The following is a 20446-nucleotide window of genomic DNA, read 5'->3' as shown; positions in this document are numbered from 1 at the left end:
GATTGGACAATTATGTAAGATACTTTAATTTGATTCAAATAGATTATGAACAATGGTAAAGAGCATATTACAGGTGGTGGTGAATAAGGGACGTACAAGAAATCCTAACCATTCAACGTATTTCACGACTGTGATGTTACTAACTAAATAATTGTTATCCACCAGGAGCGCCTCAGCAGACACGGAATGAGTTGCGTTAACGGGAAGCGATTAGTTAAGAAACAATGATTTTGTATTTCGAAGAAGACGCTGACATCCTATAACACAATATTCGCGCTGCGGGCCGTTGGCCCTTGATCTGCCAGGAGTTTTTTCGAAGAAGAGGAGACAGGCAGATACATCCATTCCCCTAAGATAGGAGCTATCTAAGGCCGGCTCGCGTCGTGAATACAAGAACGTTATAAGAAATCCCCGCCCGCAAATAAAAAACAAGATTTGGAGGAGCCCTATGAAAGACCAGCGTTCAACTTACAATATCCAAAGTGCTATCTTAGGTTTTCAAGAGGAAGTAGAGCGATTGAGAGTACAAGCAACGATGGGTTGGCAGAAAGAGTTTCGAACCATGAAGTGGTACGGATTGCAAGATGGTATGAGTGTTTTAGAAGTTGGAAGCGGACCTGGATATGTAACTGAGCAATTACTTAATAGCTTACCAGACAGTCATATTACCTCTCTCGAAATAGACAATACATTACAAGAACAAGCCAAAAAATTACTGAAAGACGTTCCTTCAGAACGATTAAAATTTGTAGAATCGTCGGTTTATAATACGGATCTACCCGATAATTCATTTGACTTTGTAGTAGCAAGATTAATTTTTCTCCATTTAAACAATCCACTTGAGGCAGCACGAGAGATTTATCGAGTACTGAAGCCTGGTGGGAGACTAGTAATCATTGATATTGACGATGGGGTTTTTGGTACCGTAAACCCAGAAGTCCCATTACTACATAACATATTAAAGAAAATCTCGGATTATGTTGCACAAAAAGGTGGAAATCGATTAATAGGTAGAAGATTACCGCGCCTCTTATTAAAGAGTGGGTATATAGATATAGATATTGATTCTGTAATTCAACATAGCGATGTGCATGGCGTTGATGGATTTAAACGACAATTGGATATTAATCGTTTTGTACATTTTTATAAAAATGGTGTGATCACTTCAGATGAATTTGAACAATTGAAACAAGCTTCTGAGGCAATTAATAATTCTTCTGAAGCGTATGCGATGATGAATTATATTATGGTATGTGGTAAAAAACCTTTGTAAGTCAATTAAAAACTATCAAAAGAAATCATAGAATCATAAATCAACAAGCAAAGCTTCGCTTTGAAGACAGGGACATCTTATAACAAAACATTCCTGCTGCGTCGCTTTCTCTCCTTGGTCGCCAAGAGGATTTTCTGAAAGTGGAATCAGGCGTCACATCCAACCGGCTAAGTCTGAGGACCCGTTACTACGGTCACTTAAGGCGTAATCAGGCGACAACGATAGCAAACTATTGTGAAGTAAGAGCATTTATATTACGTGGAGGTAATCATATGAACAAAACTATTAGCAATATACATAACACGAATAAGATTTATTGGGACGAGAATGGTAACGATTTTTTAGAAGCGATTGTACTGCCTTATTACGGTTGTAATACTTTTACGGAAAAAGAATTAAACTTATTTAGTGATGTAGCAGGCAAAAAACTTTTAGATATTGGCTGCGGCAACGGTGAATCTCTTAAATATCATGGCAATAACAAGGCCGCTGAGCTATGGGGAATAGATATTTCTAAAGGCCAACTTGAGAAGGCAGCGAAATGCCTTTCAGAAAGTGGCTATGCAGCTAAGCTGATTTGTGGGGCAATGGAAAAGGAACACGGACTACCAACCGATTATTTTGATTATGTTTATTCAATTTATGCAATTGGCTGGACAACGGATTTACAGGATACATTTAATAGGGTTGCATCATATTTAAAAAAGGATGGCGTGTTTATATTCAGTTGGTCGCATCCTATCCATATGAGCGTGGCATTCGAAGAAGGAAGAGCCTATTTTAAAAATAGTTATTTTGATGAAACATGGTCTGAGCGAGATCTTGACGGGAAAAATGTTTTACTTTGCTCCCGTAAAATATCAACTTACGTAAACGCCTTGGCGAAGGCAGGTTTTGTAATCGAGCAGTTGATTGAGCAGACAAACGACGAAACTTTGCAATTAACAGGCGAACTTAGCGATTGGAACAAAAAATCGCAAATGGTTCCGTTAACAGCTATTTTTAAAGCAAGGAAGCTGTAGTCGGGTGATATCATACTTGCAAATGGCTAGTACGAGATAACTCAGACGACACACGAGCCGACCTAAGATAGGAGTTATCTAAGGCCGGCTCTTGTCGTGATTGCTAGAGGGGTATCGAAGCAGCGGATTCACTATTGCCTAACATTAGAATTATGTGAGGTAAAGTTTACTTATGTTTGATGCAGGAGGTTCTGATATGAAAAAGACAATATTGATTTTTATGATATCTTCGCTAGTGGCACTCACAGGATGCAAACAAACCCATGATATAAAAGACAAAACATTAAGCGAAGAAACTCAATCAGTTCCAGCTGAAACCAGTATGGCATCCCTCGAGAAGAAGACAAAGGATATGCTGAACCAACTTGCAAATCAAGACTTTTCTATTCAAGGTGAACATCTTAGCAATGCAGATGACGAAACGATTATAGAGTTTGGGAAGGCATTTGTAAACTTATTTAACGGTGCAGTTGCAGAGCAAGAAAAAGTATTATTTGAAAAATATATTTCGAACAAGAACCTACGAAAATTCGCAGATAAAATGTTGGAGATAACGCAAAAACAGGATTTACAAAGTGAAAATTCTATAAATTACGGGTTGAAAAATGAGTTTAAACAAGCCAAGTTACAACATACAGAAGATAACTTTTACTATCTTGAATTGGCATTTCAATTTGAAGGTTCAGGAATGGAAAGTAAAATGCTGATTACCGCCGAAAATAAGTCTTTAAAGATTGTGGACTTCTACTTTGGAAGTAAGGACGGCGCGGATACGTTTGCCACAGGTCATCCTACGGAAAGAGAGATGAGCAATCCCAATTTATGGTTGGACGAGGAATGGCTAAAGAAGGTTTTTGATAAATTGGAGGATTTTGAGGCAGGATTGACTCTTGATGTCACATAATATGATGACCATAATCTGTTTCTGTAGTTAAGATACATTCTTCATACTAATGGAGGATTATAGAGTGCCAACGCCACATCACATTATACAATATAGCATTCCTACGTCGTCGCTGATGTTCTTATCGCCAAAAGGCTGGGGCGTTTCGTGAATGGCTAACGGAGTAGATCAATTCAGTTATAATTGAACTTTATCGCCTAACTATTGGAAATGCGCGGTATAATTTATTTATGGCCTTTGAAAAGCGTCGTGAATTTTTTTATTTTATGGGGGATTGAAGTGAAAATTGTTTTTAAAAATTTCGATAGTTCTTATTATGATAAAGTTTGTCAATTTTTGATTGAATTATCAAAGGATGATCGTAATCATATAAATTGGAACTGGGCAAGGTGGGAATGGATGTTTTTTCATCCTGACTTTAATAGTGACTTAATGGATAAGATTGGCTTGTGGTATTGTAATGACGAGATAGTAGGAATAACGACTTATGACCATTATTTCGGCGAAGCATTTTTTGCAACTAAACAAGGGTATAGAGAATTGGGAAAAGATATACTGGAATATGCCATTGCTATTTTTAGTAATGAAAAAGGCCTTGGGATTGCGGTGAATGATGCGGATACTCACACTCTAGACTTATTACGTAGCAAGAAATTTGTAAAGAATGATCAGACTGAAAATGTACTAGAACTTGAACTAGAGAATGTTAGTCTTGATTACATAACTCCAGAAGGCATAACAATGAAAAATCTCAATATAAAAAATGATTTATATAAGCATCAGAAATTACTATGGAAGGCATTTGACCATGAAGGACATGTGCCTGTTGATGAAATTACTATTCATAAGCAACAAAAAATGTTGTCAGCAGCGAATTTGAATCCATTCTTACATATTGTTGCAGAAAATGAAGATGGGGAATATGTTGCATACTGCGGCTTATGGTATAGTCAGAAAACGGATTATGCTTATGTTGAACCAGTATGTACGATTCCAGAGTACCGGCATAAGGGACTTGGTAAAGCGGTGGTTTTAGAAGCCTTAAAAAGAAGCTGTTCCTTAGGTGCTAAGAAAGCATACGTTATTTCTGATCATCCTTTTTATAAGTCCATAGGCTTTCATCAGCATTCACATTATACTTTCTATTGGCATAACATCTAAATAGCTTAATTAGATTTGTGTCATTTATGGGGAGTTTGGGAAAACCATAAAATATTAATTCAGAAATCGAGGAAGTGAAAGTTTTACAATGCAACATCAAATCATAAATACTGAACTAGGTGTAATCTCAGGTCGAGATGCAATCTACCTAGATAAGTTGAATTTTACATCTACAAATGAGGTAGAACTAATTGGAGAAATAAATGCAAGTCTCTGTTCACAAGTGAATGATGAAAAATACATACCATATAAGTTCATAGTAAAGGGGATTTACTACTTCAATATGGTTGAACTAGATATAAGTTATACAAATGTATTGAGAGACGTTGAAGTGAATTCAAGTTTGATTGAAGTAATTGGATCAGATCTACTGACAACAATTAAAGAAGTCAGAGGGCTTAATCTTAGACATCTAATTATCTGTACATATGATGAGATTTTTGAAATTGCTTGTAAAGCGTTTGAAATGAAATTCAACACAAGCGATTAGTAACTTGCTCTTTGAGGAAGCATGTACAGGTGATAACCCTGCGAGGCTAAGTCCGTCGAACGCGGTGGCTAAGCCCCTTAAGCCTCTCGTGTTCGTAGATACAAGAACGTTATCACGATAGAATCGAATGTAAAAAAGAGCCGACTGGCTCTCAATCTAATGATGTATGTAATTCGTTATGCAGATGAAGTGCGTCCTTAAAACCTTGCAAATAAATCTCACGTTCTAAAATAGCTCGAAGAGAAAGGTCTGCATCATCGTAAAGGAATAGGGTCTTTTGTAGAAAAATTCGCTTTGTGTGTGAAAGGGAAATCATATGATTAGTTACAAACCTTTTCAAAAATTGTTGATCGACAGGGATATTAAAAAGCAGGATTTACTTAAAATGACGGGGATTTCATCTGCTACAATGGCGAAGCTTAATACTAAGAATATGTTTCGCTTGAAGTCATTGATAAATTATGCAGCGCTTTAGGTTGTCAGCCAGGAGATCTGCTAGAACATATAGCAGAGCAATAAGAGAAAGGTCCGGCCAATAGAAATATGGCCGGACCTTCTTCGTTGGTTATGACACTTGGTAAAATTGGAGGTTTAATTCGGTTCTATATGAACATGTACGTCATAAACACCGTGTGTTTCTTTTAATTCATGCTCTACCTGGTCTGATATATCATGGGCGACCCGGATATCTAGATTCGACTTGACCAGGATGACGATGTCGACAACCGTGTTGCTGCCGTAATTCCTTGCCCGAATGTCTTTAACTCCCTTAACCCCAACCACTTGCTTTACGGTTTCTTTGTAGTCTTTGACAATGTTCTCATCGAAGCCATCAGTTAAATGATGAGAAGCATCCCGGAATATATCCCAAGCGGTTTTACATATCAGGAAGCCTACCAATACGGCGGTAAGCGGATCGAGCCACGGTAGATGGAATTGGGCGCCGATGATACCCACAACCGTACCGATGCTGACCCAGGCATCCGAAAGATTGTCCTTGGCCGCCGCCATAACGGCTTGACTGTTTACTTTGGTGGCCAGGCGCTTGTTGTAGCGGTAGACCAAGTACATCACAATGGCACAGCCTATGCCGGTCCATGCGGATATGAGATCAGGAGATTCATGGTTTCCTTCAAACATGGAAGAGACGGCCCCGAACAAGACCTGGATCCCGACGGCCATCATAATAAAGGAGGCGATCAAGGAGGCTACCGTTTCCGCTTTCCAGTGACCGTATGGGTGGTCCCGGTCTGCGGGTTTTTGCGATAATCGCAGTCCGATCAATACAGCAATGGACGCCACGATGTCTGTAGCATTATTTAATCCGTCTGCCCGCAGGGCCTCGGAGTTTGCCGTGTACCCTATTAATAATTTAATTGCAGATAAACAGATATAAGCAATGATACTGACGATGGCACCTTTTTCACCCAATTTTAAATCATGATAACGTTGTTGTTCCAAATCTAGCCGACTCCTTCCGCACGCCCCAAAAAATAGTACCTGATTATATTACCAAGCAGAGCAGGGGTGGGTCTAGAGCAACGTTTTTTCCTATCGCTTAATAAGTGACAAGGGGCAAAAAGAGTTGCACCAGACTAAGAAAGATAGAGTGGAGCCACGCTTGGGAGGCTTTAGACTGATCGTGTAGAGTTGAGCGTATTCACGATGGTTATATACTCGGCGAAACCTAGCGCAGGAATCAAATGAATGCACAAAAGCCGCCAGCATTAGACCGGCGGTCATCTGCAATGTATATCAAACGGCGATAGGCAGCCTCTACGAAGAGCGTTCGCCTATCGTTTTTTTCTCCGGGATTTGCGCCGGATAATGCCTATCGTCAGCATGATGGAGAGAATCCCGATTATGGCATGCATAGGCCTCTTGCCTCCTAAAGAATCATGATGGATCATCGCTACGCATTCATATTATTCGCAATGGGAGGACAGTGCTTGGGTTGTTTTACTCAGTACGGCTATATAACCGAGAGAGTACAATTCACATTGATTGCTTAGTCACTTGCTGTGGCGTTCGGTTCGTTTCCCTCGCTTTTGCTATTGATTGGCGGGGGACCAGAACCGTGGGGAGCTTGATCTGCTGGTACGCGCTGCTCTGATTCTCTATTTGCTCCATATACCGTCGAGTGGAGCGGGGGACATGGCGAGATGGCGATCGAGGCTTTAATCGTTAAGCAACTGGAAGAATGAAGTCACCATTATTCTTTATTTGCGCCAGGGAACCGGAATGAGAAGGCACGGGGATTGATTCGGGTTAGCCTGTGCATGTAATCGCTTGTAGCGGGCTTGCACAGGCTTTTTTCGTGTGGGAAGAAGAAGAAAAATAGCGGGCGAGATCCTCTCTCGACACCGCTATCTGTCTTTACATCCTATTTGGATGGCCGGCCTAACACGAAACACGCAGAATTACATGCCAACATTCCATCAGCCGCATTTCCACCTACATTCTTACATAATCTTGTTCAAGTGAAGCATATATTCACCGCGATTCAGCGGGTTGACTTGTCGCCGTATATTCTCAGGGATGGTGGTCTGCACCTTCACGTAGCCGCCTGGTCTAACGGAGAGCATGCCTTCACCGCTTGTCAGGGAATGGACTTCTGATTTCAACTCGTCGGAAGTGCGCACAGGAATCGTGCCATGAAGATGAACGGCGTTGTTATGGAATTCAGGTTCCTGATACGTTCCTTCAAGTGCAGCTAACCTGGATAAAACTTTGCTTAAGCTGCTTTCCGGCAGGATGAATTGGATATTGTTCATGGGTTCGTATACCTCCGTCCCGGCTTGGTTCAGCGCTTCCATGAGGACGAGCGGGGTCAGGCTGCGAAAATCCTTTGCCGTCGAAACCGGACTTGCGTAACCCGTATGCGTCAGCGTCACGATGATATCGGTCACGGACCATCCATACAGCCCCTCTTGCAGCACCTCAATCACGGTATCTTTAATCGCTTTCTGAAAGGATAAGGGGAGGGAGCCCAGCTCCACTTCCAGACGATACTGGAGTCCGGTTCCCTTCTCGCCAGGTTCAACTCGAAAGCCAACCGTTGCATAAAAAGGACACTCGCCCATATATTCAACAGCCTCTCCAGTCGCAACAGGTTTCTCGATACAAATGACCCGCGGTGCTGAAAATACAGCTTCAATGCCGTATTGCTGCTGGATCGTTTCCAGCAGAATTTCTTGCTGGACTTTGCCGAATACGTGGATGATATGTTCCTTGGTTTTCGCATCCTGGATATATTGCAGGAACGGATCTTCTTCGGTAAGATCGCTTAAGGCCGTGTGAAGTTGATGCTCCTCCGCTGGATTCTTGGCTGAGACCTGGACTTGAATCGGCGGCTTCTGAAAGTGGACCCTCTTCATCCTGTCGGAAACAGCACCGATGACGTCGCCCACCTTGAGTTCATCGGTAATGAGAATCGCAATGTCTCCGGCATCGATCTGGTTTACCGGAATGGATTTGCCATGATCCAGAGCATGTAGGTGTTTCACCTTGAGCATGGTGGTGTTTCCGTTCTGCGTGATCACCGTAATCTCGTCTCGTGCCTGGATACTGCCGGCGAACAGCCGGAGGTATACGTTCCGTTCCCCATTTGGAAGTTTGATGACTTTGAACACCAGGCCGGATAACGATTCATGCTGAAGCTCCAAGGCGTCAATGACAGGGAAACATTCACCAAGCGCATGAAGCAGGGACTCGATGCCGATCCCTTTGGCTGCTGATCCTGTAAATAGGGGGTACACTTTACCTTGTTGGGTTTGCCTGCGTAATTCCTGCTGCAGCCGCTCGCGAGATATGGGGATATCTTGGGCATAGTCGTTCAGCAGATCGTCATTGGCTAGTGCCAAAATTTCAACCCACCCGGCTTTATGGGGATCGGCCAAGTCCACCCGAACGGTTGTACTGCCTTCATGAGTTACAGAGCTCATCTCGCAAATATGTTCATCCAGCAGATTCCGTATCATGGTAGAGACTTTCTCGTAATTCGCGCCCATTCGATCGATCTTGTTCATAAATAGAAGGGTGGGAATCCCTTGTTCTTTCAGTGTTTGCATGAGCACCCGCGTCTGGGCCTGTACGCCCTCAACCGCGGAAATGACCAGAATGACGCCATCCAGCACACTTAGTGAATGCTCGACCTCCGAGATGAAATCGGCATGTCCCGGCGTATCGATCAAGTTGATTTTTAGATCGCCCAGCATGAACGATACCGCAGCGGATTTTATCGTGATGCCTCGTCTCCGTTCAATGTCCAGCGAATCCGTGATGGTATTGCCTTGGTCAACGGAGCCCGCTTGATCAATAATTCCGGATCTAAATAGGATTTGCTCCGTTAGCGTGGTTTTACCGGCATCAACATGGGCCAAAACTCCAATATTCAATATTTTCTTCATATATAATAACCCTCATTCGTTTCATTGTTAGTTGTCCTTTCCGTTGGATGTTCAATTGCCGCATAAAGATCGCCTCCATGAAAAATAAAGTTACTTATAGTTTATCTATTGAGAGATAATCGGAATATGTAATAAATGCTTATAATCATTCATTATCTTGTTCTCTATCTGGCAACGTGCAGCGTCATATTTGAATTTACATATTTAATACCGTGAAAAATGGTCGGCATTGGATTAGGATAAAGGCATACACCATATATGAAGGAGTCTTGCATTTGATAACACTTCATGCCATAGATAAGGACAATTGGGAGGATTGCATCCGACTTAAACCGAGACCTGAACAGGAGAAGTGGATTGCCCCCAATCTATACTCAATAGCGGAAGCTCAATTCATGGAGGGCTTCGAAACGCGTGCGATCTACCATGATGAAGAGATGATCGGATTTGTAATGTATGGTCTGCATCCGCACGATGATAACTACTGGATATACCGGTTTATGATCGACGGTAAGTTTCAGGGACTACATTATGCCAAACCCGCGATTCGTTTGATTCTCGAGGAGATTCGAACCTCGCCGGATACAACGGACGATGTTATGCTATGTTACAAACCCGAGAATGAGCGTGCGGAAAAACTATATTCCGAAATCGGGTTTAAAGAAGCCGGGATCGCCCCCTGGGGAGACGTGATGGCTAAATATCGTTTTATAAAATAGGCTATAAATAGAAAGCCGTGCATTCAGCCATTTACTATGGCAGAACGCATGGCTTTTTAGCTCGATTCTTTATGGGGCGGATGAATTTGGACTGTACACGAGTGTTTTTTTACCAAAAGCAGAGGTTTGCCAAGAGAAAGGAAGTTTGGTTTCCTCACAAGGCGTAGCTCCGAATTCAATTGCATGTTGGTATGAAGGAGAATATGCTATTATACCTAAATAGCAAAGTTGCTCGGAATGGAGGGGACTACGATTCGAATATTAGCGATTAGCGACATTCATGGCTGCTACGATGAGTTTAATCAGTTATTGTCTGACGTGCAGTACAATCCTGATAAGGACAAGCTGATCTTGCTTGGGGATTATGTGGATCGCGGATTAAGAAGCAGGGAAGTCATTGAGCAAGTGATGGAATTGCGGGATGAAGGTGCCATCACTCTTCGGGGGAATCATGATCAGATGATGCTGGATGCCATTTTGCTTGATACGGATGAAGTGAACTCACGCTGGATTCGCAATGGAGCTCGACATACAATTGAAAGCTACTGCGGCGCCGATTTTTTTGAGGGTGAAATGGATATTGCCAGATATAACGAAGGTAAAGCCTTTATTAAAAAACATTTTGAGCAACATCTGTCCTTTCTTGATACGCTGGCTCTCTATTATGAAACAGACACCCACATATTCGTGCATGCAGGGATCAATCCGGGTGTGGATGACTGGAAGTTGCAGCCTCACCATGATTTCATCTGGATTCGCGATCCATTCTATAAGTATCCAACAGGCCTTAACAAAACCGTAGTGTTCGGGCATACGCCGGTCATGAACTTGCATGATTCGGAGCAGATTTGGTTCTGTCGTGAAGGAGACAAAATTGGTATTGATGGAGCGTGCGTGTACGGTAAACAGCTTAACTGCCTGGAAATCACGGAAGAGCAGGAATACCGAACACATTCTGTTCGGTTCATGCACAATGATGTGAACGTAGAGGAAGCGCAATGAAATGAACGAATACATACTCTCGATAGGAGGATCTATCCATGTTAATAATGAATGAAAAGATAAAAGCTCGCGAAGTAGAGCTGACCGGCCTAAACGGCGAAGATCTGGGAGTCGTCTCCAGGGATGAGGCGCTTGCGCTGGCGAAAAATCACAAAGCCGATTTGGTGTGTACCTCCCTATTTAGCAGTCCCCCGCCCTGCAAGCTCGTAAGTCGGGGACAGGCGAAGCAGGAGGCCGTGAAAGAGAAGAAGGGTCAGCAAGCTTCATCCGGTCCGATGAAAGTAAAGGAATTCCGCTTGTCCGTACATATTGAAGAGCATGATTATGACACCAAACTGTCGCAAATGCATAAGCTGCTGGAAGCGGGCAAAGCGGTTCAGCCCGTTATTCGCATTCAAGGCAAGGAGGGCGAAGCCGCTCGCAAGCTGCTGGAGCGACTCGTTCAAGATCTGGCTGAGGCAGGCAAGAAGGAGACGGGCATTCAGGTCAGCGGCAAGCAGGCTACCGTGAAGCTGCTGCCGATCTAAGCTGACGGAACGCATTTTCAGGTGTTTATTTTAGTAAAGTTCCATGTTTACTTTTTTATATTTAGATGATACTATGGATCAAATTGTAAACGCCATGAAGAGAAGAGTAGATGAACGGGAATCCCCACAGAGAGCTCCGGTAAGCTGAAAAGGAGTTGGAAGCCATTCATTGAACCAAGCCTCTGAGCGGCGCATCGGAACTTAGGATAAGGGATGGTGCGACAGGAGCTCCTGTTACAGAGCTAGGGTATAAGCGATCGCGTGATGGCCGTACCCGATAAGGCTGGTATTGTGAAATACCGGCGAATAGGGGTGGCATCGCGAAACCAATCTCGTCCCCAAGACTTATGTCTTGGAGACGGGATTTTTTTGTTTTTTACGGAGTTACGTCAGAAAAAATCAACGTAAGGAGGAGTCAGGTATGAGCGAGAACAAAAACAAGGCAGAAGAAACGGTGGATTTTTTGACCAAGATGATCAAGGAGGATGTAGACAACAGCGTGTACCCCAGGCCGGTGGCTACGCGATTTCCGCCGGAGCCCAACGGTTATCTCCATATCGGCAGCGCCTATGCGATTTACATCAATCATTCCATCGCCAGCCGGTTCCATGGAACTTTCAACCTTCGGTTCGACGATACGAATCCACTGAAGGAAGATATCAAATACGTGCATGCGATTCAGGAGGATATCGAGTGGCTTGGACTTAAGCCGGACGTTTATTACGGGTCGGATTATGCGTTTCAAATCGCTGAAGCGGCCAAGAAACTCATAGCCAAAGGGAAGGCTTACGTCTGTGATCTCACGCCTGAACAAATGACGGAATACCGGGGAACGCTGACCGAAGCCGGCATCAACAGTCCGTTTCGAGAGCGCAGCGTGGAGGAGAATTTGGCGTTATTTGAGCAAATGATCGCAGGGGCATTCCAACCGTCGGAAAAAGTACTCCGAGCCAAAATCGATATGTCTTCCCCCAACATGAACCTGAGAGATCCGGTTCTGTATCGTATCCTTCATGCAGAGCATTACCGTACGGGGACAACATGGTGTGTGTATCCGATGTACGATTTTGCCCATCCGATCCAGGACTGGATCGAAGGAATTACCCATTCGTTATGCTCAGCCGAGTTTAAAGATCATCGACCGTTATATGAATGGGTGCTTATGGAGCTGGAAGTGACGGAGCCTCCAAAGCAGCGGGAGTTCGGAAGATTGAATATCTCGGGATACGTTACGAGCAAGCGATACCTGAGGGAGTTGGTAGAGGGAGGTTTTGTCGACGGATGGGATGATCCCAGATTACCTACGTTGAAAGGATTACGGCGGCGAGGCGTGACACCTGAGGGTATCCGGCGTTTCCTGGGAGAAATCGGGGTGTTTCGCGGCAACAGCTTGGTGGATTCGGGCATGCTTGATCATTATATTCGTCAAGACTTGAAGGAACGGTGTTATAACGCGATGGCTGTCATGAAGCCGCTGAAGGTGATCATCACGAATCTTTCAGAAGATTGCACCGAGGTGCTTGCCCTACCGAATCATGAAAGTGACGAAACGTTGGGTGAGCGGGAGGTTCCTTTTTCACGAGAGCTGTACATCGAGCGAGAGGACTTTATGGAGGAGCCCGTTCCCGGATTTCACCGGTTATCTCCTGGTAAGGAAGTGCGTTTGAAAGGAGCCTACTTCATCCAATGCGAACATGTGGTGAAAGCTCCAGCAACGGGGGAAATCATGGAGATCCACTGCACGTATGATCCATTAACGAAGAGCGGGAGCGGATTTAATGAACGGAAGGTGAAAGCAACGCTGCATTGGGTGTCTGCGAAGCACGGGATCCCGGCGGAACTTCACTTGTATGATAAGCTGCTGAAGGAATCAGCCGAGTTATCAGAATCGGATAATGTCTGGGAGGATCTGATGAATCCCGCATCGTTGATTCGAATCGAAAACGCCATATTGGAGCCTGCCATGCTGGAAGCGACGATGAACCGAACGTACCAATTCATCAGACACGGTTATTTCTGCGTGGATTCCAAGTATACGACAGAACGCAGGCTGGTGTTTAACCGTATTGTTCCTTTGAAGGATTCGTGGAAGAAGCCGATCCGAAAATAAAGCACAGCCGCCATAACCCCAAAGCGCTTAAAGTTGTTGAATACAAGCCGTTCAGCCAGCACCAAAAAGCCGGAAGCAAATCAGCTGCCGGCTTTTTGGTGCTTAAAGTAAATGATCAACTGTTTTTCCTATATATTGAGCGTTAACGCGTCCAATGTCCCGGTCGAGATAAGGATGGAGGCAGTTTGGTGCTGGCGTCTCCTTTTGCTGCGTTAACCTGGAATTGAGTAAGGAAGAGGCTGTTTGCTAGATTGGCCCCGCTAAGGTCTGCATCCCTGAAATCGGCACCGATCAGATCGGCAGCCCGCAGATCGGCTCCTCTGAGATCCGCGGCAATGAGATAAGCGCCTCTCAGATTGGCGTATCTCAGGTCTGCGCCTTTAAGTTTTGCTCCCATCAGGTCAGCACCGCGCCCCCCGATCTTTTGACGCACGGGTGGCCCTTTATGCTTCTTGCGCGCATCATCCCGCACAAGTTCACTGGTTCGAAGAAGCAGCTGATTCACTTCTGCCCGATGTGCTGCCACATCCAGCTCTAACAGGGATTCGGGAGGAAGCCGAGTCAATCGTCTCGTCTCTTCCAGCGACAATCTCAGATCGGTATGAATGTCTTGAGCCGGTTGCAAAGTAAGGGCTTCGTTCAGATACCATAACAGCTCGTGAAGTTGTCGCATAATCGGGAATACGTCAAACATTTCCTTTGCCGTCCCAGGAGCCTTCCTCCAGTCGTGTCCGTTATAGGTAACCTGTGAAACCATTTGACCTGCTCCAAAGCAGTCGTATACGGTGCAGCCTCTCATACCTCGCTGCCTCAAGCTGCTGTGCACACCGCAGCGGAAGTCGGATTGCAGATGGTGGCAAGGGGTTCCGCCGTCTTTGTCCATGGCAAAATCCGTGGAGGCGGCGAAGGGTAAAGCGACGCAGCATAATCCAAAGCAGCGTTCGCAATCTGCTTGTAATTGTAATCCTCCCTGTTCATCGGGGACTTGTTCTTGTTTGTCTAGCATAATGTTAGAGGAGCTCCTTCCAGTCGGTGTTACATCAATAAAGTGATATCTAGTTATATTTTAAAACAAAATGATCAAAGAGTCATAGATGCAATCTTGGTTTAAATGGTTTTATACCTTGTAAAGGGATTAAAATCAGAAACCCCGGGTGCTATAGTTCACCTTAAGCTGCCAAGGAAATTCCGGCGGCTTTTTGTATGTTACATGCTTAGCCAACCGATAGTATATAATGAAATTCGTGTCTTTGGACAATCGCTTAATTTGGAATTTACATCATTTCAGGACATATGTCCTTTCCTGAGTTTGGGGAATTCACTTTTAATAGTATACAGACCTATAGAAGAAGGAGTTATTATCGTGAGAGGAATCTTATTTGCATTCATTGGCGGTGCCTGCATCACGCTGCAAGGGGTGGCCAATGCCCGGATTAGTCAGGATATGGGCACCTGGCAAGCTGCTACGGTTACGCAGTTGACCGGATTTATTATGGCACTCATTATTCTTCTGTTCGTCCGCGACGGAAGCAGGCAAGGATTTGGACAAGTGAAGCCGCTGTATCTGATCGGTGGAGCCTTGGGGGCACCCATTATATTCAGTGAGGTGACAGCGATTCAGAATATCGGTGTCACATTAACGATATCCGCCTTATTGATCGCCCAGTTATTCTTAACGTTCCTGATTGATAGCAACGGATGGTTCGGCGTGGTGAAAAAGAGAATGAGCTTGCCTCAATTCATCGGGATCGGGATGATGATCGCCGGTGTCGTGATTATCAAATTATGATATGGAAGCAAGTGGTTCATTAGATGGAGTCTCGGGAAAGGGGAGAGGGACGTGAAGGAAATTCATAATGCGGAGCTCATGCAGCATTTTTTGCAGAGCAATCAGATCCAGTCCGTATTTCACGATGATTTGATGCCTTATCTGGTGTTGTATCACTACGATCAGGGCGACATCGTCTGCACGCAAGGCGAGCCGGCCGAGATGCTGTACATCCTGGTTCAAGGGAAGATTAAAATCTTCACGACCTCTGCGGAAGGCAAGGCGCTTGTGCTATCTTTCAAAACACCGCTTGAGGTGATCGGAGATATTGAATACATTCAAGGCAATCCGTTGATCAATACGGTACAGGCCGTATCGCCTGTCTATATGATCGGCGTACATTATCGCTGGCTTCGCAAATACGGACAGGAGCATCCGCCGCTGCTTCAATTCTTGCTGCGGATCATTACGCGGAAATTTTATATTAAATCCAATTTTTTAAGTTTCAATTTGCTGCATCCGGTGGAGGTACGACTGGCCAGCTATTTATTGTCCGTTTCGGAGGGGGAGTCGGATACGTTCGCTACCAATAATCCGGCCGCGTTCAACCTGACCGATATCGCGAATTTACTTGGAACCAGCTATCGGCATTTAAACCGGGTGATTCTGAAATTCAGTCAAGAAGGGCTGATCGAGCGTCACAAGGGGTACATTCTGATTAAAGACCGGGATGCGTTAACGCGCGTAGCCGGAGGCAATATTTACGAAGAATAACACACGGTGATGATGAAACATGAACGAAGGAGATGGATCATGTTAGCAGGATTGGTATTGGCACTAATCGCAGGTTCATTGGTTAGTTTGCAGAACATTTTCAATAATAGAGTTAATGAGAAAACAGGCTCCTGGTCTACAACGACGTTGGTGCTAGGCATGGGCTTCGTGGCTTCGCTTGGCATGAGTCTTGTTGTAGAAGGAAAGGGGACGTTCACCCTTCAAAACATGGAGCCTTGGTACTGGATTAGCGGGTTGATTGGGGTCGGCGTGGTGATTTGCCTGGTTCAGGCGACAAGGCTGCTGGGTGCCACATTCGCCATTTCGGTTGTCATGACCTCGCAGCTTGGCTTCGCGCTGTTGTGGGACTCCTTGGGATGGTTAGGTTTAGAGAAGGTTCCGTTTACCATGAATCAGCTGATCGGTGTTCTTGTCACTGTCGGGGGGATACTGGTATTTAAATTAGGCGGGAAACGGGAACAACAAGAGACGGCTTAGCATGAATTTTATAACATGAGGGGAGGAATCCGTATGATAACGGAGATTGACAAAATCGCTTGGATCCACATCGTAGACGGACGCATATTAGGCGCTCGTTCCAAAGGCAAGGATACGTATTATCTGCCGGGAGGAAAACGGGAACCGGGAGAATCCGATATCGATACGCTGGTGCGGGAAATCAAGGAGGAGCTGTCCGTTCGGATCAAACCGGAGACCGCGGCGAATGCAGGCAGCTTCCGGGCTGGCGCTCACGGCAAATCGGAGGGTGTTCGAGTAACGATGTCCTGTTACACAGCGGAGTATGAAGGAGAGCTAAGCTCGCCTTCGGAGATCGAAGAATTGGCTTGGTTAACGTATAATGATCGGGAGCGGGTCTCTGAGGTTTGCCAGATGATCTTCGATCATTTGCATGAATTGAAGAAGCTGGCTGATTAAGCCATAGGCCGGGAAAAGCAGCCTGCATTCAGGCTGCCAACCTGCTGAGCGTATTCTATATCCATGCGGGTCCAACGGAAGGATAATTGAATACATCATGCACCGAAAAAAAGACGCTCCCACGGGAGCGTCTTTCATATATGGAACAAATGTTCGTTTTGTGGGTCATCTAAATTGAAAAGGTCGATATTCGGCTTTCATATTATTAGTATAACTCAGCGCTCATTATAAGTCTATATTTTGCCAGGGAAATGTTTTATAGTTTGTAATACCCGGCCGGGGAACGTGCTATATTGTAAGCTTTATAACTTGAGTTGTTCGGATAGAGAGAGGGAGTCCTGTGCAAATACGATTATGGGATAACAATTTAAAGGTTCGATTATTGGGTGAAGCGCTGTTCAATATGCTGTTTTGGATGTACTTTCCGTTCATAACGGTTTATTTCGGAGCGGCATTAGGCAATCATATCGCTGGAATCCTCATGACGGTTCCTCCGATATTCAGTATCATCGGCAGCTTGCTCGGCGGTGCTTTAGCCGATCGGCTGGGACGCCGACCCATCATGCTGCTTGGCGCCTCGCTGCAGACGGTCATGTTTGCGCTGTTCGCGTTGTCGCCTTCGCGCTGGATCGATTATGCCGCTTTTATCGGCATCGGATTCGGGGGAGCCATCTATAGGCCTGCCAGCTCCGCGATGGTAGCCGATCTGGTTCCGCTTCAAGAACGGCGGCAAGTATTTGCAACGTTTACGACGGCGAACAACTTGGGTGCCGTGCTTGGTCCGGCACTTGGAGCCATTTTCTTTTTTCAGTATCGGCAAGAGCTTCTGTGGTCTTGTTCTTTCGTATTGCTAATCTATTTTATCGCGATTTACTTCATCGTTCATGAAACCCTGCCAGGGCCTGCGAAAAGCATAAAGGCAACGGGGTCGATTCTTCAGGTATTCAAGGAACAGTGGAAGGGATATGGCATCATTTTTCGGGATAAAGTGTTTCTGGTTTACATACTGGCGGGGATTTTTGCCCTTGTGACCATCATGCAGTTGGATTTGTATTTAGCGGTATATGTGATCGATTATGTACCATCCCAGGCGCTGTTCTCCTGGAACGGTCATTCGCTTAGGCTATCGAGCACGGAGATATTAGGGTGGGTGCTGGGGCTTAATGGTCTCTTGTTCGTTCTCTTTATTCTCCCGGTCACCAAGTGGTTTCGGAATTGGAAGGAGCGTGACGTATTCGTACTGTCTTCCTTGTTATCCGGAGTAGGTACTTTTGCCCTCGGACTGAATACGAACATCTGGTTTTTGTTCTTCGTAACCATTATTTTCACTTTCGGCGAAATGGTTCGTTCCCCGGTGACGCAAAGTTTTATTAGCCGTTATGCTCCAGAGCACGCAAGAGGACAGTATATGGGAGCTGATAGCTTACAGTTTACGATCGGAAGATTTCTGGCTCCGATGACGGTATTTCTGTCCACTTGGCTGCCGCCTATGGGTATATTCAGCATCATCTTGCTATCGGCATTAATCAGTGTGGCGCTGTATATCCTGCTATTTCGAATGTATGTAGAAGAAAAAGACGCGGTATAACAGGCAATGATATGTGCGTAGAAAAGAGAGCAAGCCCGGTTGTAACGCAGCCGCACGCTTGCTCTCTTTTTTAATAAGATACTGAACATGCCGGAAGCCATTAAAAGAATAAATTTGAAATTCCAATTTACAAACCGATGGTCGGTATATATAATAAAACTACGAAATTCGGAAGGTTGGTGAGGTCGATGATACCCTTTGTCGCCATGTTGGTTTCGCTTCTTTTGTTTCGGACGCTGGGCTTCGCAGGCTGGGAGTATGTAAATGACTGGGTCATTTCGCTCAGGTTTGCGGTTGCGGTCCTGTTCCTGGTAACAGCTTCTGCCCACTGGGGAAAACGACGACCCGATCTGATCGCCATGATCCCGCCGGGAATACCGAAAGCTGCTTTCTTGGTTACCATCACCGGGGTGCTGGAGATTGCGGGCGCTATTCTCATTCTTATTCCGGCTACCACAGCCTTGGCATCTGCAGGGCTGGCACTCATGCTGGTAGCCATGTTTCCAGCCAATGTATACGCAGCGAATCGCCATTTGTCACTCGGCGGAAAGCCGGTCACTCCAATCGGGCTGAGAACGGTTCTGCAAATCGTGTTTCTGGCCTCGGTTCTCATGGCGGGCTGGCTTCCGCCTCAGGGGTAGTCAATTTATCAATCAAGGAGGAGTTATTAGATGAAGCAGGAAGAAAGGCGAGAGCAAACCAAGCGAATACTGCTTGAAGCTACAGAAGAATTGATAAGGGAGCAAGGCTGCAGCCAAACCACCCTTAATGACATCATGAAGCGTTCCGGTTTGTCGAAAGGGGCCATATTTCATTATGTTTCAAGTAAGGATGAGCTGTTTGTGCACGTATTACGAGCTAAACTTGCCGAGCAGAACGAGCAGTTCATGAGTGAAGTGAACAAGCAAGGGGACATCAAACAGTTTGACGGACCGATGAATGCCATTACCAACAGCATGTCGAGACTGGAAAGCCGGGACGATGTAAGCAACCTGATCTTAATGTACCTTATTGGCAAAAGCGATCAGCCTGAAATCGCCGACATTGTGGCTGGTTTCTATAGGGAAGCGACAGCGACTTCGAAGAAATGGATTGTTACAGGCCAGGAAGCGGGGGTCATACCGGAATCCATCGATGCGGAACGGACGGCTGAGCTATTCGAGCTGTTGTCGTTCGGACTGCGGATGCGGGGACTAATCGGCGTAAATAGTCATGTATTCGGCACGAAGGAGTATGCGGATTTCATCATCGATATTCTTCGGCCCGGGCACCGGAAAGAGGGGAAGGATGGCTTATGACACTGTGGTTGTTTCTGCACATCGCCGGATGTGTGTTATTCCTTGGTAATATCATTACGGCGGCGTTCTGGAAAGTAAGAGCTGATCTGAAAGGGGATCCGGATGAAATTCACAACACGGTCAAGAATGTCATGTTAGCCGATATGGTATTTACCCTGCCAGGTTTGCTGCTGATCATCATTTCAGGCGTTGTGATGGCTGTTCAAGCCGGATATGGAATGGGTGGAATGAGCTGGCTGATGGCTTCCTTGATTCTGTTTGGTATGACGGGGATCCTGTGGGCTGGTTTTTTGATTCCGCTGCAAAAAGGGATGATTCGGCATAGTATGCAATCCATAAGGGACGGGGTCATTTCGGCAGGTTATAAAAGAGTTTCGGCGTATTGGGCGGTAGGCGGGACGATAGCCACGCTGCTCCCGGTCGTTATTTTATATTTCATGGTCAGTAAACCATTTTGAAGCGAAG

General features: G+C 45.2%; 21 protein-coding genes, 1 pseudogene and 1 other annotated feature. Of the genes and pseudogenes, 19 read left to right on the top strand and 3 right to left on the bottom strand.

From position 1 onward, the window contains the following. Positions 1-448: 448 nt before the first annotated feature. The 6 genes and pseudogenes from ABEW73_RS20170 to ABEW73_RS20145 all read left to right on the top strand — a co-directional run bounded on the left by ABEW73_RS20170 (position 449) and on the right by ABEW73_RS20145 (position 5369). Positions 449-1273 (top strand): class I SAM-dependent methyltransferase, encoded by an 825-nt coding sequence (locus ABEW73_RS20170; protein WP_430172375.1) that lies wholly within the window; start codon positions 449-451, stop codon positions 1271-1273. A 272-nt stretch (positions 1274-1545) separates the two neighbouring features. Continuing rightward, positions 1546-2295: a class I SAM-dependent methyltransferase gene (locus ABEW73_RS20165; RefSeq protein WP_430172373.1), complete on the top strand. Its 750-nt coding sequence runs from the start codon at positions 1546-1548 to the stop codon at positions 2293-2295. Positions 2296-2491: 196 nt separating this feature from the next. After that, on the top strand, positions 2492-3199 hold the full coding sequence (locus tag ABEW73_RS20160; RefSeq protein WP_430172371.1) for a hypothetical protein: 708 nt from the start codon (positions 2492-2494) through the stop codon (positions 3197-3199). A gap of 279 nt (positions 3200-3478) precedes the next feature. Continuing rightward, positions 3479-4360 (top strand): GNAT family N-acetyltransferase, encoded by an 882-nt coding sequence (locus ABEW73_RS20155; protein ID WP_430172369.1) that lies wholly within the window; start codon positions 3479-3481, stop codon positions 4358-4360. Positions 4361-4448: 88 nt separating this feature from the next. After that, the gene (locus ABEW73_RS20150) at positions 4449-4850 is read left to right on the top strand and encodes a hypothetical protein (RefSeq protein ID WP_430172367.1); all 402 of its coding nucleotides are present in this window, start codon (positions 4449-4451) and stop codon (positions 4848-4850) included. A gap of 316 nt (positions 4851-5166) precedes the next feature. Next, positions 5167-5369, top strand: a pseudogene (locus tag ABEW73_RS20145) (helix-turn-helix domain-containing protein). A gap of 72 nt (positions 5370-5441) precedes the next feature. On the opposite strand, the gene ABEW73_RS20140 reads toward ABEW73_RS20145, so the two are convergent. Together ABEW73_RS20140 and ABEW73_RS20135 are read right to left on the bottom strand one after the other, a co-directional pair. Then, the gene (locus ABEW73_RS20140) at positions 5442-6311 is read right to left on the bottom strand and encodes a cation diffusion facilitator family transporter (protein ID WP_430172365.1); all 870 of its coding nucleotides are present in this window, start codon (positions 6309-6311) and stop codon (positions 5442-5444) included. Between the two features lie 1001 nt (positions 6312-7312). Next, on the bottom strand, positions 7313-9259 hold the full coding sequence (locus tag ABEW73_RS20135; RefSeq protein WP_430172363.1) for a GTP-binding protein: 1947 nt from the start codon (positions 9257-9259) through the stop codon (positions 7313-7315). A gap of 275 nt (positions 9260-9534) precedes the next feature. On the opposite strand from ABEW73_RS20135, the gene ABEW73_RS20130 reads away from it, so the two are divergent. The 5 genes from ABEW73_RS20130 (at position 9535) to ABEW73_RS20110 (ending at position 13763) form a co-directional block, all read left to right on the top strand. After that, entirely contained in the window at positions 9535-9978 is a 444-nt protein-coding gene (locus ABEW73_RS20130) for a GNAT family N-acetyltransferase (protein ID WP_430172361.1), read from the top strand. Between the two features lie 237 nt (positions 9979-10215). Then, positions 10216-10980, top strand: coding sequence for a metallophosphoesterase family protein (locus ABEW73_RS20125; protein ID WP_430172359.1), 765 nt, complete (start codon positions 10216-10218; stop codon positions 10978-10980). 38 nt (positions 10981-11018) lie between these two features. Next, a complete protein-coding gene (gene infC, locus ABEW73_RS20120) occupies positions 11019-11507 on the top strand; it encodes a translation initiation factor IF-3 (RefSeq protein ID WP_430172357.1) in 489 nt (162 codons plus the stop codon). Between the two features lie 85 nt (positions 11508-11592). Beyond that, positions 11593-11850, top strand: a binding site (T-box leader). A gap of 78 nt (positions 11851-11928) precedes the next feature. After that, positions 11929-13617, top strand: a complete 1689-nt coding sequence (locus tag ABEW73_RS20115; RefSeq protein WP_430172355.1) for a glutamine--tRNA ligase/YqeY domain fusion protein — start codon at positions 11929-11931, stop codon at positions 13615-13617. Continuing rightward, entirely contained in the window at positions 13593-13763 is a 171-nt protein-coding gene (locus ABEW73_RS20110; protein ID WP_430172353.1) for a hypothetical protein, read from the top strand. Before ABEW73_RS20115 ends, ABEW73_RS20110 begins: the two co-directional genes overlap by 25 nt. On the opposite strand, the gene ABEW73_RS20105 is transcribed toward ABEW73_RS20110, so the two are convergent. Further along, positions 13760-14623 (bottom strand): pentapeptide repeat-containing protein, encoded by an 864-nt coding sequence (locus ABEW73_RS20105; RefSeq protein ID WP_430172351.1) that lies wholly within the window; start codon positions 14621-14623, stop codon positions 13760-13762. The genes ABEW73_RS20110 and ABEW73_RS20105 overlap by 4 nt on opposite strands. A gap of 357 nt (positions 14624-14980) precedes the next feature. Here ABEW73_RS20105 and ABEW73_RS20100 point away from each other — a divergent pair, with 357 nt between their 5' ends. From ABEW73_RS20100 to ABEW73_RS20065, 8 genes are all read left to right on the top strand, one after another. Next, on the top strand, positions 14981-15406 hold the full coding sequence (locus tag ABEW73_RS20100; RefSeq protein WP_071224242.1) for a DMT family transporter: 426 nt from the start codon (positions 14981-14983) through the stop codon (positions 15404-15406). Positions 15407-15457: 51 nt separating this feature from the next. After that, entirely contained in the window at positions 15458-16159 is a 702-nt protein-coding gene (locus ABEW73_RS20095; protein ID WP_430172349.1) for a Crp/Fnr family transcriptional regulator, read from the top strand. 39 nt (positions 16160-16198) lie between these two features. After that, positions 16199-16657, top strand: a complete 459-nt coding sequence (locus tag ABEW73_RS20090) for a DMT family transporter (RefSeq protein WP_430172347.1) — start codon at positions 16199-16201, stop codon at positions 16655-16657. A 33-nt stretch (positions 16658-16690) separates the two neighbouring features. Continuing rightward, on the top strand, positions 16691-17095 hold the full coding sequence (locus tag ABEW73_RS20085; protein ID WP_430172345.1) for an NUDIX hydrolase: 405 nt from the start codon (positions 16691-16693) through the stop codon (positions 17093-17095). Positions 17096-17435: 340 nt separating this feature from the next. Then, positions 17436-18683, top strand: coding sequence for an MDR family MFS transporter (locus ABEW73_RS20080; protein ID WP_430172343.1), 1248 nt, complete (start codon positions 17436-17438; stop codon positions 18681-18683). Between the two features lie 188 nt (positions 18684-18871). Next, entirely contained in the window at positions 18872-19324 is a 453-nt protein-coding gene (locus ABEW73_RS20075) for a DoxX family protein (protein ID WP_430172341.1), read from the top strand. A 30-nt stretch (positions 19325-19354) separates the two neighbouring features. After that, positions 19355-19981: a TetR/AcrR family transcriptional regulator gene (locus ABEW73_RS20070; protein WP_430172339.1), complete on the top strand. Its 627-nt coding sequence runs from the start codon at positions 19355-19357 to the stop codon at positions 19979-19981. Next, the gene (locus tag ABEW73_RS20065) at positions 19978-20439 is read left to right on the top strand and encodes a DUF2269 family protein (protein ID WP_430172337.1); all 462 of its coding nucleotides are present in this window, start codon (positions 19978-19980) and stop codon (positions 20437-20439) included. The genes ABEW73_RS20070 and ABEW73_RS20065 overlap by 4 nt, the downstream gene beginning before the upstream one ends. The last annotated feature ends 7 nt before the right edge of the window (positions 20440-20446 follow it).

Source organism: Paenibacillus lautus (genome assembly GCF_050482385.1).
In the GTDB taxonomy this organism is placed as follows: domain Bacteria; phylum Bacillota; class Bacilli; order Paenibacillales; family Paenibacillaceae; genus Paenibacillus_AQ; species Paenibacillus_AQ lautus_B.
This window is presented reverse-complemented; position numbering and strand designations above follow the sequence as displayed.